Annotated in this window: 14 protein-coding genes and 1 pseudogene; 10 read left to right on the forward strand and 5 right to left on the reverse strand. The window is 63.0% G+C overall.

The features are described 5' to 3' along the window. Nucleotide 1 precedes the first annotated feature (1 nt). The 6 genes from ispH (at nt 2) to AC3WLT_RS03515 (ending at nt 6,603) form a co-directional block, all read left to right on the forward strand. Nucleotides 2-961, forward strand: coding sequence for a 4-hydroxy-3-methylbut-2-enyl diphosphate reductase (ispH, locus tag AC3WLT_RS03490; RefSeq protein WP_115098826.1), 960 nt, complete (start codon nt 2-4; stop codon nt 959-961). A gap of 541 nt (nt 962-1,502) precedes the next feature. Next, the gene (locus tag AC3WLT_RS03495; protein WP_492590532.1) at nt 1,503-2,702 is read left to right on the forward strand and encodes a branched-chain amino acid ABC transporter substrate-binding protein; all 1,200 of its coding nucleotides are present in this window, start codon (nt 1,503-1,505) and stop codon (nt 2,700-2,702) included. Between the two features lie 229 nt (nt 2,703-2,931). Then, nucleotides 2,932-3,882, forward strand: coding sequence for a branched-chain amino acid ABC transporter permease (locus tag AC3WLT_RS03500; RefSeq protein WP_492590533.1), 951 nt, complete (start codon nt 2,932-2,934; stop codon nt 3,880-3,882). A 26-nt stretch (nt 3,883-3,908) separates the two neighbouring features. After that, nucleotides 3,909-5,078, forward strand: a complete 1,170-nt coding sequence (locus AC3WLT_RS03505; protein WP_492590534.1) for an ABC transporter permease subunit — start codon at nt 3,909-3,911, stop codon at nt 5,076-5,078. Between the two features lie 20 nt (nt 5,079-5,098). Further along, nucleotides 5,099-5,887, forward strand: a complete 789-nt coding sequence (locus tag AC3WLT_RS03510; RefSeq protein ID WP_492590535.1) for an ABC transporter ATP-binding protein — start codon at nt 5,099-5,101, stop codon at nt 5,885-5,887. Then, nucleotides 5,887-6,603, forward strand: coding sequence for an ABC transporter ATP-binding protein (locus AC3WLT_RS03515; RefSeq protein ID WP_492590536.1), 717 nt, complete (start codon nt 5,887-5,889; stop codon nt 6,601-6,603). The genes AC3WLT_RS03510 and AC3WLT_RS03515 overlap by 1 nt, the downstream gene beginning before the upstream one ends. 113 nt (nt 6,604-6,716) lie before the next feature. On the opposite strand, the pseudogene AC3WLT_RS03520 reads toward AC3WLT_RS03515, so the two are convergent. From AC3WLT_RS03520 to AC3WLT_RS03530, 3 genes and pseudogenes are all read right to left on the reverse strand, one after another. Further along, nucleotides 6,717-7,184 (reverse strand): annotated as a pseudogene (locus AC3WLT_RS03520) (GNAT family acetyltransferase); the annotation flags it as partial. A gap of 14 nt (nt 7,185-7,198) precedes the next feature. Continuing rightward, nucleotides 7,199-8,383 (reverse strand): acetylornithine transaminase, encoded by a 1,185-nt coding sequence (locus AC3WLT_RS03525; protein WP_492590537.1) that lies wholly within the window; start codon nt 8,381-8,383, stop codon nt 7,199-7,201. 378 nt (nt 8,384-8,761) lie between these two features. Then, nucleotides 8,762-9,793: a CDP-6-deoxy-delta-3,4-glucoseen reductase gene (locus AC3WLT_RS03530; protein WP_492590538.1), complete on the reverse strand. Its 1,032-nt coding sequence runs from the start codon at nt 9,791-9,793 to the stop codon at nt 8,762-8,764. Nucleotides 9,794-9,944: 151 nt separating this feature from the next. On the opposite strand from AC3WLT_RS03530, the gene AC3WLT_RS03535 reads away from it, so the two are divergent. After that, nucleotides 9,945-11,009, forward strand: a complete 1,065-nt coding sequence (locus tag AC3WLT_RS03535) for an NAD-dependent epimerase/dehydratase family protein (protein WP_492590539.1) — start codon at nt 9,945-9,947, stop codon at nt 11,007-11,009. 132 nt (nt 11,010-11,141) lie between these two features. Here AC3WLT_RS03535 and AC3WLT_RS03540 read toward each other — a convergent pair whose 3' ends face one another. Both AC3WLT_RS03540 and AC3WLT_RS03545 read right to left on the reverse strand, forming a co-directional pair. Next, a complete protein-coding gene (locus AC3WLT_RS03540) occupies nt 11,142-11,330 on the reverse strand; it encodes a hypothetical protein (RefSeq protein ID WP_492590540.1) in 189 nt (62 codons plus the stop codon). 179 nt (nt 11,331-11,509) lie between these two features. Further along, the gene (locus AC3WLT_RS03545; RefSeq protein WP_492590541.1) at nt 11,510-12,220 is read right to left on the reverse strand and encodes a pseudouridine synthase; all 711 of its coding nucleotides are present in this window, start codon (nt 12,218-12,220) and stop codon (nt 11,510-11,512) included. A gap of 94 nt (nt 12,221-12,314) precedes the next feature. Here AC3WLT_RS03545 and AC3WLT_RS03550 point away from each other — a divergent pair, with 94 nt between their 5' ends. The 3 genes from AC3WLT_RS03550 to AC3WLT_RS03560 all read left to right on the forward strand — a co-directional run bounded on the left by AC3WLT_RS03550 (nt 12,315) and on the right by AC3WLT_RS03560 (nt 15,688). After that, the gene (locus AC3WLT_RS03550; protein WP_492590542.1) at nt 12,315-13,562 is read left to right on the forward strand and encodes an MFS transporter; all 1,248 of its coding nucleotides are present in this window, start codon (nt 12,315-12,317) and stop codon (nt 13,560-13,562) included. A 156-nt stretch (nt 13,563-13,718) separates the two neighbouring features. Next, nucleotides 13,719-14,711 (forward strand): MurR/RpiR family transcriptional regulator, encoded by a 993-nt coding sequence (locus AC3WLT_RS03555; RefSeq protein ID WP_492590543.1) that lies wholly within the window; start codon nt 13,719-13,721, stop codon nt 14,709-14,711. Further along, complete coding sequence (locus AC3WLT_RS03560; protein WP_492590544.1) at nt 14,708-15,688, forward strand: isoaspartyl peptidase/L-asparaginase family protein; 981 nt, start codon at nt 14,708-14,710, stop codon at nt 15,686-15,688. Before AC3WLT_RS03555 ends, AC3WLT_RS03560 begins: the two co-directional genes overlap by 4 nt. The last annotated feature ends 9 nt before the right edge of the window (nt 15,689-15,697 follow it).

Raw genomic sequence — 15,697 nt, forward strand, 5'->3', positions numbered from 1 at the left:
CATGAGCATCACGGATACGACTCTTGCCGAAACCGAGATCCTGCTGGCGCAGCCGCGTGGATTCTGTGCCGGCGTCGACCGGGCCATCGAAATCGTCGAGCGCGCCATCAAGCTGCACGGCTCGCCGATCTACGTGCGCCACGAAATCGTCCACAACGCCTACGTCGTCGAGGATCTGCGCAAAAAGGGCGCAATCTTCATCGAGCAGCTTGAAGAAGTGCCGGCCGGCAATACGGTCATTTTCAGCGCTCACGGCGTGTCGAAAGCGGTGCGTGCCGAGGCGGAATCGCGTGGCCTGCGCGTGTACGACGCCACCTGTCCGCTCGTCACCAAAGTGCATATCGAAGTCGCGAAGATGCGCCAGGACGGCTTCGACATCGTCATGATCGGCCACAAGGGGCACCCGGAAGTAGAGGGCACGATGGGCCAGGCCGGTGAGGGCATGCATCTCGTGGAAGACATCGAGGACGTGCAGGCGTTGACGCTCGCCGATCCCGAGCGGATCGCGTTCGTCACGCAAACTACCTTGTCGGTCGACGATGCGGCCGAGATCATCGGCGCCTTGAAGGCGAAATACCCGGCGATCCGCGAGCCGAAGAAACAGGACATCTGCTACGCCACGCAGAACCGCCAGGACGCGGTGAAGTTCATGGCGCCGCAATGCGACGTCGTGATCGTGGTCGGCAGCCCGAATAGTTCGAATTCGAACCGCTTGCGCGAGTTGGCCGAAAAGCTCGGCGTGCCCTCCTATATGGTGGACTCGCCGGACCAGATCGATCCGGTCTGGGTCGAAGGCAAACGCCGGATCGGCGTGACGGCGGGCGCCTCGGCGCCCGAGGCGCTGGCGCAGGCGGTAATCGGCCGGTTGCGGGAGCTTGGCGTGCGCAACGTGCGCGCGCTCGACGGCATCGAGGAAAACATCGCGTTTCCGCTGCCGCGCGGACTAGGCTTGCCTGCCTGACGATTCGGCAACACTTCTGAAAGAAAAGCGCGCCCAAGGGCGCGCTTTTTTTACGCCTGCAAGATGGCGCTTCCTCTAAAAATAAAGTGCCAGATCAACAAAAAGTGGCGATTCCGGTGCCGCCACACACAAATTATTTTGAATTGCGATCGCGTTTTTATTGAATCCGGCTTCGATGCGTCCCCATTTTATGGTGTCAAAACGATCACACCGATTTTTGGCGCACTAAAATAGTGCGTATGCGTCGATATCAACGGAAACGTAATACTTAACGCGAACCGCGATGAAATCAGGCATCGCGCCGGAGAGCCGCAACACTTGATGCGATTGGGCGCGAGGGTGGTGCAACTGATGCACGAAAAACAGTCGCAACCGGGTTGCGCCTTTTGATGGATTTCGCTCTCAAAATAAGGTTGCAATGCAGGAAAACCCCACCGGTTCAACAATATTGCGCGTCGCATAATTGGAGTTACAATGCGCGCGTTCTCAAGGCCTCCGGGTCCCGAACAATGGATTTTGCAAGGCGCAGGAGACCTACTTAATGCGAGTCAAATTTGCTTACGCCGTGTCCATCGCGACCGCGGTTGCGATGTTGACCGCGTGCGGCAAGAAGCAGGAAAGCGAGGCGGGCGCGGGTGCATCGGCTGTCGTGGCAGCAGCAGCGCCGACGAGCGAAGCGACTGTCGTGAAAATCGGTCATGCGGCCCCATTAACGGGCGGCATTGCGCATCTTGGCAGGGACAATGAAAACGGCGCGCGTCTGGCGGTCGAGGAAATCAACACGCAGGGCTTGACCATCGACGGTCACAAGATCCAGTTGCAGCTCGACGCGCAAGACGACGCGGCGGATCCGAAAACGGGAACGGCGGTCGCTGAAAAATTCGTCGACGATCATGTCGTCGCTGTGGTCGGGCACCTGAATTCGGGTGTCTCGATTCCGGCCTCGAAGATCTATAGCGACGCCGGCATCGTGCAGATTTCGCCGTCGTCGACGAATCCGGGGTATACGCAGCAAGGTTTCAAGACAACCTATCGGGTGGTCGCGACCGATGCCCAGCAGGGCCCGGCGCTGGCCAACTACGCGACGAAAGTGCTTGGCGCGAAACGCATCGCGATCGTCGACGATTCGACCGTGTACGGCAAGGGACTGGCCGACGAGTTCGCGAAGACGATACAGGCGAGCGGGGCGAAGATCGTCACGCGAGAAGCGACGAATGACAGGGCTACGGAGTTTCAAGCCGTCCTTACGAAGATCAAGCGTGTTCAGCCGGACGTGATCATGTTCGCCGGTATGGACGCGACGGGCGGGCCGTTTACCAAACAGGCGGCGGCGCTCGGTATCAGGGCAAAAATCCTTGGCGGCGACGGCGTGTGTACCGACAAGGTGGTTGAGCTGGCGGGAACCGCCGTGCAAAACCTGGTCTGTTCGGAGGCGGGAGTCGCGCTTTCGAAAATGGACAAGGGAGCGGACTTCGAAAAGAAGTACGTGGACCGCTTCCACACGCCGGTGCAGATTTACGCGCCGTTCACGTATGACGCTGTGTACGTGATTGTCGATGCAATGAAGCGCGCTAATTCGATCGAGGCGCCCAAGGTGCTGGCTGCGATGCCGTCCACCGATTACAACGGGGTAATCGGCCACATCGCGTTCGACGACAAGGGTGATTTGAAAGAGGGCGCCATTACGCTTTACGACTTCAAGAACGGCAAGAAAGCGGTTCTCGACGTCGTGAAGATGTGATGACGGGACGTTACGCCTGACGGCACCGAAACCACCCAACGGTGCCGTTTTTGCATCCGCTATCGGCGAGTCCGCGACTGCACCCCAGTCGTAAGACGAACCGGGCAGCGGATAACCCTTACCGGTCTTTTATATCAGTACCCGCAGTGCCGTTGAGATTCCGTCACGCATCACCGCCCACCGGCTGATGAAGAGCGCGAATCCAGCCGCACGGGCTAAGGAGCATTAAATGGATATCTTCATCCAGCAGATCCTGAACGGACTGGTGCTTGGCAGCGTTTATGCCATCATCGCACTGGGCTATACGATGGTTTACGGCATCCTGGGCATCATCAACTTCGCGCACGGCGATGTGTTGATGGTGGGCGCGATGGTTGCGCTCTCCGCCATAGGCGTGCTTCAGAACCACTTCCCCGGCCTCGGCAACGTGCCGACGCTCGTCATCGCGTTGATCATCGCAGCAGTGGTTTGCTCGCTGGTCGGCTACACGATCGAGCGCGTGGCCTACCGGCCGTTGCGTAAAGCACCGCGTCTCGCCCCGCTGATTACCGCGATCGGCGTGTCGATCCTGCTGCAAACCCTCGCGATGATGATCTGGTCGCGCAATCCGCTGCCGTTCCCGCAGCTGTTGCCCACTGACCCGATCAACGTGATCAAGGCCACCGACACGACGCCGGGCGCCGTGATCTCGATGACTGAAATCGTGATCATCGTGGTGGCGTTCCTCGTGATGGGCGGTCTGCTGCTGCTCGTGCACAAAACCAGGCTCGGCCGCGCGATGCGCGCGATCGCCGAGAACCCGGGCGTCGCGAGCCTGATGGGCGTGAACCCGAACTTCGTGATTTCGGCGACCTTCATGATCGGCTCGGCGCTGGCCGCTCTGGCCGGTGTGATGATCGCGTCCGAATACGGCAACGCACACTTCTATATGGGCTTCATCCCCGGCCTGAAGGCCTTTACCGCAGCGGTGCTAGGCGGCATCGGCAACCTCGGCGGGGCGATGGTGGGCGGGGTGATCCTCGGTCTCATCGAGCAGCTGGGCGCCGGCTATATCGGCAACCTCACGGGCGGTGTGTTCGGCAGTAACTATCAGGACGTGTTCGCATTCATCGTGCTGATCATCGTGCTGGTGTTCCGTCCGTCGGGCCTGCTGGGCGAACGTGTTGCGGATCGCGCTTGATCCCGGGCCATAAGGAGCAAATAGACATGACCTCAATTCAACCGATCGAGCCGTCCACGACGCTCATTCCCGAGAAGAACCTGACGAAGATGCTGACCGTCGGCGTCATCACCGCGATCTTCGTGATCGCGGCGCCGATGATCATCGGCGCGGCCGGCGGCAACTACTGGGTCCGCGTGCTCGACTTCGCGATGCTGTACGTGATGCTCGCGCTGGGCCTCAATGTGGTGGTCGGCTTCGCCGGCCTGCTGGATTTGGGCTACATCGCGTTCTACGCGATCGGCGCTTACACGGCGGCATTGCTGAGTTCGCCGCACCTCGCGACGCAGTTCGAGTGGATCGCGCATCTGGCGCCGAACGGGCTGCACGTGCCGATCTGGCTCATCGTACCGATCGCCATGTCGCTCGCCGCGATGTTCGGGATTCTGCTCGGCGCGCCGACCTTGCGTCTGCGTGGCGACTACCTCGCGATCGTGACCCTGGGCTTCGGGGAAATCGTGCGGATCTTCATTAACAACCTCGACCGTCCGGTCAACATCACGAACGGGCCGAAGGGGATCACCGGCATTGCTCCGGTGTCGGCAGGCGGCTTCAGCCTCGCGCAGACCCACACGTTCCTCGGGTTCTCGTTCCCGTCGGTGTACATGTACTACTACCTGTTCGTGCTGTGTTCGCTGCTGGTGATCTGGACCTGTACGCGTCTGCAGCATTCGCGTATTGGCCGCGCATGGGCCGCGATCCGCGAGGACGAAATCGCCGCCAAGGCGATGGGCATCAACACCCGCAACGTGAAGCTGCTCGCGTTCGCGATGGGCGCGTCGTTCGGCGGCCTGTCCGGCGCGATGTTTGGCTCGTTCCAGGGCTTTGTGTCGCCGGAATCGTTCACGTTCTGGGAATCGATCGTCGTGCTGGCCTGCGTGGTGCTGGGCGGCATGGGCCATATTCCGGGCGTGATTCTCGGTGCGGTGCTGCTTGCCGTGTTCCCCGAATTCCTGCGTTCGACGATGGGTCCGCTACAAAACGCGGTCTTCGGCCATGAAATCGTCGATACGGAAGTGATCCGTCAGTTGCTGTACGGTCTCGCAATGGTTCTCATCATGCTGTACCGCTCGGAAGGCCTGTGGCCGTCGCCGAAGCACGAGGACAAGATTGCAAAACTGGCAAAGCGCGCCAGCAAGAAGCCGGTGCGTGCCTGAGGCCTGACAGGAGAAATGATATGAGCGCTAATGTGAGTGATAAGCAAATCCGACTGTCGGTGAAGGGCGTGAACAAGCGCTTTGGCGGCCTGCAGGCTCTGGCCGATGTCGGCCTCGAAATCCAGGAAGGCCAGATCTACGGCCTGATCGGCCCGAACGGCGCGGGCAAGACCACGTTCTTCAACGTGATCACGGGGTTGTATACGCCGGACTCCGGCGAATTCAAGCTGGACGGCATGAACTACACGCCGACCGCGGTGTACCAGGTCGCGAAGGCGGGGATTGCCCGTACGTTCCAGAACATCCGTCTGTTCGGCGGCATGACCGCGTTGGAAAACGTGATGGTCGGCCGTCACGTGCGTACGAAGCACGGTCTGCTTGGCGCGGTGTTCCAGACGCCGTCCGAGCGCCGCGAAGAGCGCGAGATCAAGGAGCGCGCGGTCGAACTGCTGGAGTACGTCGGCATTGCGCAGTACGCGGACTACACGTCGCGCAACCTGTCGTATGGCCACCAGCGCCGTCTGGAAATCGCCCGTGCCTTGGCGACCGATCCGAAGCTGCTCGCGCTCGATGAGCCGGCCGCCGGCATGAACGCGACCGAGAAGGTCGAGCTGACCAAGCTGCTCGACAAGATCCGCAGCGACGGCCGTACGATCCTGCTGATCGAACACGACGTGAAACTGGTGATGGGCCTGTGCAATCAGATGACAGTGCTCGATTACGGCAAGGTGATTGCCCAGGGTCTGCCGCATGACGTGCAGAAGGACCCGAAGGTGATTGAGGCTTATCTGGGTGCGGGGGTCCACTGATGGCTACGGCAATGTTGAAAATCAAGGGCCTGCAGGTCAATTACGGCGGCATTCAGGCAGTCAAGGGTATCGACCTCGAAGTCGCGCAGGGCGAACTGGTGACGCTGATCGGCGCGAACGGCGCGGGCAAGACCACGACGATGAAGGCGATCACGGGTCTCAAGCCGTACTCGGCAGGCGACATCGAGTACATGGGCCAGTCGATCAAGGGCATGCCCGCGCACGAGCTGCTCAAGCGCGGTCTGGCGATGGTGCCGGAAGGCCGCGGTATTTTCGCGCGCATGTCGATCGTCGAGAACATGCAGATGGGTGCTTATCTGCGTAACGATACGGACGGCATCAAGGCGGACGTCGATCGCATGTTCGGCTTTTTCCCGCGCCTGAAGGAACGTGCGATGCAGTACGCGGGCACGCTCTCGGGCGGCGAGCAGCAGATGCTGGCGATGGCGCGCGCGATCATCAGCAAGCCGAAGCTGTTGCTGCTCGACGAACCGTCGATGGGTCTGTCGCCGATCATGGTCGAGAAGATCTTCGAAGTGGTGCGGTCGATCTCGGCGGAAGGCATGACCGTGCTGCTGGTCGAGCAGAACGCGCGTCTCGCGTTGCAGGCGGCGAACCGCGGCTACGTGATGGACTCGGGTCTGGTCACGATGTCCGGCGACGCCAAGCAGATGCTGGATGATCCGAAGGTGCGGGCAGCGTATCTGGGTGAATAAGCAGGTGAATAACCAGGGTGCGTGAGCAAGCTGACGTAAGTTTGCTGTGCCGATGAAAAAGGCCGCATGCGTATTCGCATGCGGCCTTTTTCACTTTCGAGAGCGTCCACGGCTCAAGCCGCCGACGCAGCCACTTCACCCAGGCGCTTGCCGAGACTGATCACTTCGTCGGTGCGATAACCGAGCGCTTCATAAAACGCGCGCACGTCGGCCTTTGCAGACAGCACCTGCAGATTCAGCTTAGGGCATCCGCGTTCGGTCAGCGCTTGTTCGACATGCGCGACGAGACGCGTGCCGATGCCATGCCGGCGCAACGAAGCATCCACCGCAAGCGAATACAACCATCCCCGGTGCCCGTCGTAGCCGCCCATCACCGTGCCCACGATTCGCTCGCCGAGCGTGGCGACAAAGAACAGTTCCGGTTGCGTCGCCAGCTTGTTGGCGATCGACAGATGCGGATTGCGCTGCGGCTTCGTCAAGTCCCGGTACTCGGGGAATGCCTGTTGCCACAGCGCGACCACGGCATCGGTGTCGCGCGCGTCGAAGCGGCGGATCGATAGCGTTGCGGCCGTCGTCATGCGTGCGCTCCGAGCGGTTACAGCGTGTCGAGAATCGAACGCAGCATCGCCATCATCTGGTCGATTTCTTCGTTCGTGACGTTCAGCGCCGGCATGAAGCGCAGCAGGTTCGGACGCGCCGCGTTCAGGAGCAGGCCGTCGGGCTGCATGACACGCGCCTTTTCGACGATCTGGTTGCCGATGTCCTTGCCGAGCAGCAATGCCCGCAGCAGACCTTCGCCGCGTTCGCCCTTGAAGCCGCGTTCTTCCGACAGCTCCAGCAGCTTCGTGCGCAGATACTCGCCGCGCGCGCGCACGCCTTCGAGGAAACCCGGCGCCGTCAGTTGCGAGATCACCGAATAGCCGACCGCGGTCATCAGCGGATTGCCGTTGTAGGTGCCGCCCTGATCGCCCGCTTCGAACACGGCGACTTCGGCCTTTGCCAGCAGTGCCGCGAGCGGCACGCCGCCGCCAATGCCCTTGCCGAGCGTCATGATGTCCGGCTCGATGCCCGATAGTTCATACGCGAACAAGGTGCCTGCACGGCCACAGCCGCTTTGCACTTCGTCGACGATCAACAGCAGGTTGTGCTGTTTGGTCAGCGCGCGCAGTTCCTGCATGAATTCGCGCGTGGCCGGAATCACCCCGCCTTCGCCTTGAATCGGCTCGAGCATCACCGCGACGGTGTTCGCGTTGACGAGCTTTTCCACCGATGCGATGTCGTTCAGATCCGCCTTCGGGAAGCCCGGCACTTGCGGTGCGTAGATGGTGTCCCAGCCCGGCTTGCCGCTTGCCGACATCGTCGCGAGCGTGCGGCCGTGGAAGCTGTGATCGAACGTGATGATTTCGAACGCGCCGTCCTTGAATTTCTTGCCCCACTTGCGCGCGAGCTTGATCGCGCCTTCATTCGCTTCGGCGCCGCTGTTGGCGAAGAACACCTTGTCGAAGCAGCTGTGCTGCGTGAGCAAACCGGCGAGTTGCGCCATCGGGGCGTTGTAGAAAGCGGGCGACGGATTGAGCAGCAGTTGCGCCTGCTTGTTCAGCGCTTCGATCATGCCGTCGTTGCAGTGGCCGAGGCTATTGACCGCCCAGCCCTGGATGAAGTCCAGATATCGCTTGCCATTATTGTCATAGAGCCACGAACCCTTGCCGTGCGTGAAAACGATTTCGGGCCGGTTTGTGATGTACATCAGCGACTCGATCGGGTACTCATTGAAATTCATGACGGCAGGCTCCAGACGACGGGGGTCAAGGGTGAATGAAGGTTTGGCCAAAGTGAAACAAGGGCCGGGGGAAACGAAAAAGCAAACAAAAAAGCCACGGCATGCCGTGGCTTTCATGATTCGAACAGCTTGCGCCTTTGCGTGGCGCGAATCCGTGACGAAGCCGGCGGCGTCCCTAGGGGAGCGGCGAGCGGCGACGTCGGAGTTCGGATTGGATGCGGTTCATGCGCGAAAGAATACGACATCGCGTGCGATGGTGTAAACCATGAATTTGCACAGATTCGCGATAAGGCGGATTTTTGCGCATCCGCCTTATCGCTGACATGTTGCTCGGGAACGGCTCGATCGCATGGTCGTGAGATCGGGCCGCGCAGCCCCTCAAACCGCGTTCGCCAGATCCGCCGCGCTGGTAAACGAATCCGCATAGAACTCGTCTTCGGGCAGGCCATGATGCTGCGTGAAATCGCGTTGCGCCGATTCGACCATCACCGGAGCGCCACATGCATATACCTGGTACGCCGACAGATCGGGCAGATCCTCGATTACCGCGCGATGGACGAAGCCGACGCGGCCCGTCCACGCATCGTTCGCGTCCGGCTCCGACAGCACCGGCACGAACTTGAAGTTCGGAATCTCCTTCGCCCATTGCTCGGCCAGTTCGAGCAGATACAGATCCTTCTTGCGGCGCGCGCCCCAGTAGAGCGTCATTGGCCGCCCGAGGTTCTTGAACACCGCGTGTTCGACGATCGCCTTCAGCGGCGCGAAGCCGGTGCCCGAGGCCAGCAGCACGATCGGCTTGTCCGAATCTTCGCGCAGGAAGAAGGTGCCGAGCGGCGCTTCGAAGCGCAGGATGTCGCGCTCTTTCAGCGTGTTGAACACGTGATCCGTGAAGGCGCCGCCGGGCATGTGGCGAATGTGCAGTTCGATCGGGCCTTCCGCGTGCGGCGCATTCGCCATCGAATAGCTGCGGCGTTTGCCGTCCTTCAGAATGAATTCGAGGTACTGTCCGGCCAGATATTGCAGACGTTCGTTAGCCGGCAGTTGCAGCTTCAGCACCACGACGTCGTCGGCCTTGCGCTCGACTGCGTTGACGCGGCACGGCAGCTTCTTGACCTGCACGTCGCCGACACCGGCTACTTCGCGGATATCCACTTCGAGATCGGAGCAAGCCGTGGCGCAGCAGAAGAGCGCCATGCCGCGCGTCTTCTCGTCGTTCGACAACGCGGACGACGAATGCTGACGCTGCTCGATCTCGCCGCTGACCACAGTGCCTTTGCAAGAACCGCAGGCGCCGTTCTTGCAGCCGTACGGCAGGCCGATGCCTTGGCGCAGGGCGGCGCTGAGCACCGGTTCGTCCTGTTCTACCTGAAACTGCCGGCCGCTTTGCCGGAGAGTGACGTTAAATGCCATAGAGTGTTCGAAATCGAAAAGTCGGTAATCGTTGTCAGACCCGCGTTGTCAGACCCGCGTTGTCGGCCCCGCGTTGTCGGCCCCGCGTTGTCGAACCCGCGGCGCCAACTGCGCGGTACCTGCTGCGCTTGACGGCTACAATGCGTCCACCATGAAAGCGACACGAAAATTCCGCCGGCCGCGCGTGTTGATTGTCGGTTGCGGCGATGTCGGCATGCGCTGCGTGCCGCTGCTTGAACCGCACGCGCATGTCTTCGCGCTGACCAGCCACGCCGGGCGCCGCGCCGAATTGCGCGCCGCGGGCGTGACGCCGCTGGTCGGCGACCTCGACGCGCGCCGCAGCCTGCAGCGGCTCGCGGGTCTCGCGCCGACCGTGCTGCATCTCGCGCCGCCGCAAAAGACCGGGGACGACGACCGCCGCACCCGTGCCTTACTCGCCACGCTGAGCGCTCGTGGCCCTCGTGTCTTGCGTGCCGCGCGTGACACCGTCATGCCGGTGGCACGGCAGCGCCGCGTTCGTGCTGCGTGGATGGAATCTGAAGCAGCCAATATTGTACCCGACGGGGTGCGGCGAGCCGCCGGTTTGCGCACGCCCGTGCGGCTGGTTTATGCGAGCACGACGGGCGTCTACGGCGATTGCGGCGGCGCATGGATCGACGAAACGCGCGCGCTGCAAGCCGCCAATCCGCGTGCGAAGCGCCGCGTGTCGGCCGAGCGGCAACTGCGGCGCGCGACGGCCCGGGGCGCGATCGCGGCAAGCATTGCGCGGATTCCGGGCATTTATGCAGGCAACCGTCTGCCGCTGGCACGGCTCGACAAGCGCACGCCGGCTCTGATCGATGCCGAAGACGTCTACACCAACCACATCCACGCCGACGATCTCGCCGCGATTCTGGTGCGCATGTGCACGCACGGCCGGCTGGCGCGCGTGATCCACGCGTCCGACGACACGTCGCTGAAAATGGGCGAGTACTTCGACGTGGTGGCCGATGCGTTCGGCCTCGAGCGCGCGCCGCGCATCACGCGCGCGGCGGCGGAGCAGCAGATCGAGGCGACTTTGCTGTCCTTCATGCGGGAGTCGAGGCGGCTGGTGAACCGGCGTCTCAAAGAGGAATTGCGCGTGCGGCTGCGCTATCCGAGCGTTGAGGATTTTCTACGGGAAATTTGCGGCGGAACCGGCACGAGAAGCGCCGGCGAAGCGAAAGGGCGCAATTGAACTCCACGAACGGTTCATCGAATGCGTTTTGCCGCGAGCAAAAAAACAGCCGCGCCGGGCATCGCCGTGCATTACCCGGCAAAACGCTCGCGCCGGGCCGGCCATTGGCCGGCCGCGTGTGGCCCCGCCGCCTTACGTGAGCGCCGGCAGTGCTTCCAGCAGCAGGAAGCACAGCATCGCGCCGATCAAGGCGCCGATAAGGTTCGGATGATACTTGTGCCGCATCCGCATTGCGACCAGCAGTCCGCCAATCAGGACCAGCCCAAGGCACGTGAAAGCAATCATCGCGTACGAGATCTCGACGGTGTCGTGGATGATCATGACGCCCCTCCTTGAACCCTTTGTAGTCGTTGTTTAATCGAGTATAGAGTGGGTTGTAAGGAAGAGCATGCTGCGATGCAGCGCGCGATAGGGCTTTCAGCAGACGCTATGTGCGGATGCGAACATTTTTTTCGTGGCCGTTCAAGGCCTTGAGCGCGCGGTACCTGCGTTGTACCTGTTTACCCGCTCCGTAAAGATCCGAGGTCGGCTTCGTCGAGCCATTGCCACGCGCCTTCTGCAAGTGTGGCAGGCAATGCAAGCCCGCCGATCTGCTCGCGATGCAGCGCTTCGCAGCGGTTGCCCGCCGCGGCGATCATCCGCTTGACCTGGTGATATTTGCCTTCCATCACGGTGAGTTCCAGCGCGTGGTCACCGCGGGCCCGCGCGTTCACGGCTGCGATCGGTTGGGGTTCGCCGTGCAGCAAGACGCCGTCGCGCAAGGCGCTCAGTTGTGTGTCGTCGACCGGATGGCGGGTGGTCGCCACGTACACCTTCGGCACCTTGCGCCTGGGCGACGTGAGCGCATGCACGAATTTGCCGTCGTCGGAGAGCAGCAGCAGGCCGGTGGTGTCCTGATCGAGTCTGCCCACGCACTGCACGCCGCGTGTGGCGAACTGCGGCGGCAGCAGGCTGAATACGCTCAGATGATGCTGCGGCTCGCGCGAGCATTCGTAGCCGGCCGGCTTGTTCAGCAGCACGTAGGCATGCTCGCGATACGGCCAGACGACGCCGTCGACGCTGAACTGGAACGCGCCGTCAGCGGTTGCGAGATCGGCGTCGGGATCGGTATGGGCATGGCCGCCGATTGTCACGCGGCCATCGGTGATCAGCGCGCGGCATTGGCGGCGCGAGCCGAAGCCTTGAGTAAAGAGGATGCTTTCGAGATTCATGGCGAGCGAAGAATAACACCGCAAGAAGCGGAGCGCCGCGCAGCGTCGAAGCGGGCACGATGGTCTCCTCAAGTCCAGTCGAAGGAGTTCGCCGATGCACGCCACGTCCGCCTCATCCACGGTTCGTCTGCCGGCCGCATTCCAGCGGCTCGCGTGGTCGAACCTTGTCGCGCAGTCCGCTGAGCAGATCAGTCTGGCCGCCGCGCCGCTCGTCGCGGTGTTCGCGCTCGGCGCCAGCGCACGCGACACAGGGCTGCTGCAAACCGCGCAGACGCTGCCATTCCTGTTGCTGTCGATTCCACTCGGCGTATGGGCCGATCGCCGCTCGCGCCGCACCTTGATGACGCTCGCCGAAAGCGTGCGGGTCGTCGCCATGCTGAGCGTGCTGATGCTCGTGATGGCGCACGCGCTCAGCTTGCCGCTGCTCGCCGTGCTCGGCTTTGTCGCCGCGACCGGCACGGTGGCCTACAACGTCGCGGCGCCTTCGCTGGTGCCTTCGATCGTCGCGCGCGAAGCATTCGCGAGCGCCAATGGCCGGCTCGAACTCGCGCGCAGCGTTGCGTATTCGGCGGGGCCGGCGCTCGGCGGCTTGCTGGTCGGCTGGATCGGCGCGGGTTGGGCGTATGGCTGTGCGGCAGCGCTGTCGGCGCTGGCCGTCGTGCTGCTGGCAGGTCTGCGCGAACCGCCGCGCGCGGCGAATGCGCAACGTCACTTCTTGCTGGAACTGCGCGACGGCACGCGCTTCGTGCTGCGCGATGCGCTGCTGCGTCCAATGCTCGCAACCGCCGTCTTCTTCAACCTCGGTTTCTTCGTACTCCAAGCCGTCTACGTGCCGTACGCGGTGCATCGGTTAGGTCTGAGCGCGTCGGCGGTCGGCGTGACGCTCGGTGCGTACGGCGTCGGCATGGTGTGCGGCGCGCTTGCCGCACCGGCAGTCGCACGACGTCTCGCGTTCGGCCGCGTACTGATCATTGGACCGTTTTGCGGTTTGCTCGCGTCGCTCGTGATGGTGGCGACCCTCGTCGCGCCGTCGTTCTTTCTCGCGATGCTGAGCTTCTTCCTGCTCGGCGCCGGACCGATTCTGTGGGTGGTCGGCTCGACCACCTTGCGCCAGGCGATCACGCCCGAACGAATGATGGGCCGCGTCTCCGCGATCAACAGCACCGCGACCTATGGCGCGCGTCCGCTGGGCGCGTTGCTCGGTGCGGCAATCAGCGCGCGATGGGGGATGGACGCCTGTCTGCTTGCGGCTGCTGCGGCTTTCGCCGTCCAGGCGCTAATCATCGTCATGTCGCCGGCCGCGCGTCTTGCGCGGATTCCCGAGGGCGCCGCAGCCGCTTGATGAAAACCGGTTTTCAGCGGAGAGCCGCGCAGCGTCCCGGCGTCGGCGGCCCCTGCGAAAATCCTCGAAAATGAAAATGAATTTTTTTCGGCGAGGTTTTCATGTAAATATAATTTCATCCTATTTGCATACAGCCGCTGCTGCGCGCGCTCTCGAATGATTCATCACTCATCCGCTGCAACCAATCCCGCCGAGCAGGCGATCGCTGCGCGCATCACCGCGGCGATGCCGGTTCTGACGCCGATCCATCGGCGCATGGGCGATTACGTGCTGGCCAATCTGTTTCGCGCCGCCACCATGCGTATCGACGAACTGGCCAGCGTGGTGGGCGCGTCGGTGGCAACGGCGAACCGCTTCGCACGCGCGCTCGGCTTCGACGGTTATCCGCAGTTTCGTGAGGCGCTGGTGCGGGGTTTCGAGGCGACGCTCGCGCCCATCGAAAGGCTGCGCACTGCGCAGGAGTCGCTCGCGGCCGGCGAGAATCTGCTCGACGCGCTGCTCGAACAGGCCGCCGCCAATCTGCATACCACCCGCACCGCGATCGACAGCGCTGTCGCCGAGGCCGCGGTCGAAGCGATCATCGCCGCACGCCGCGTGTTCGTGCTGGGCTACGGCTCCAGCGCGTTTCTCGCCGGTCTGATGGAGCACGGCCTGATGCCGTATCACGACAACGTGCAATCGCTCGCGCTGATCGGCGGACCCTCGCATGCGGCGCGGCGCCTGTTCGCATCGGACGAGGGCGATCTGGTGATCGGCATCGCGTTTCCTCGCTACGTCGAAGACACCGTCGAACTCGCGCGGCGTGCCGCCGGCCGCGGCGCACGCGTGCTCGCGCTGACCGACAGCCCGCGCTCGCCGCTCGCGCAATTCGCCGATATCGCGCTTTATATCCGTGCCGAACGGCGGCTTGCGGCCAATGCCGATTCCGCCGTGCTGGCCGTCATCGAGGCGCTCTGCGATGCGGTCGCTTACCGGGCGAAACGCTCGGTGAAGGCGGCCGCCGGTGTCAGCGAATTCGTGTTGCCCTGGCTCACCGATCCGCAAGCCGCGCCGCCGGACACTGTGGAGCAGCCCACGCGCGCTTCGACCCGGACTACCCGCACCACCAAAGCGAACAACGCGAACAAATCCAACAAAGCGAAACGATGAACTCCAACGCAGTCATTGCCATTCACGGCGGCGCAGGCACCATCCTGCGGGCGTCGATGCCGGCCAGCGCCGAAGCCGAGTACCACGCTGCATTGCATGCTGTGCTGAGCGCCGGTCAGCGCGTGCTCGCCGATGGCGGCAGCGCACTCGACGCCGTCAGCGAAGCCGTGCGTCTGCTCGAAGACTGTCCGCTCTTCAATGCGGGCCATGGCGCGGTGTACACGGCGGCCGGCACGCATGAACTCGACGCGGCCATCATGGACGGCAGCACGCTCGAGGCCGGCGCGATCTGCTGCGTGAAGCGCGTGCGCAATCCGGTTCTGGCGGCGCGCCGCGTGCTCGAACGCAGCGAACATGTGCTGTTCACCGGCGAAGGCGCGGAAGCATTCGCCGCTGCGCAAGGTCTCGAATTCGTCGAGCCGGAGTATTTCCATACCGAAGCGCGTCATCGGCAATGGCTGCTCGCCCGCGATCAGCAACGCGCGATGCTCGATCACGACGGCGCGGCGCTCGCTGCCGGTCATGGCGATCCCGTGCCACACGAACCGATCGATCCGAATCGCAAGTTCGGCACCGTCGGCGCGGTCGCGCTCGATCAGCATGGGCACCTGGCGGCTGCGACGTCGACGGGCGGGGTCACCAACAAACAGGTCGGCCGGGTCGGCGATACGCCGCTGATCGGCGCGGGCTGCTATGCGGACGACGCAACCTGTGCGGTCTCGACCACGGGCTCCGGCGAGATGTTCATGCGCATGGTCGCCGCCTACGACGTCGCCGCGCAGATGGCGTACCGCAACGTGTCGCTCGAAGAAGCGGCGCACGACGTGGTGATGAACCGGTTGCCGAAGATCGACGGCCGCGGCGGTCTGGTCGCCGTCGATGCGCGCGGCAACCTCACGCTGCCGTTCAACACCGAAGGTATGTATCGCGGTTTTGCCCGCCTCGGCGAGACGCCGGTGACGGCGATCTACCGCTAAGGCCGGTTG

It is taken from the genome of Paraburkholderia sp. FW306-2-2C-D06C, from assembly GCF_058781505.1.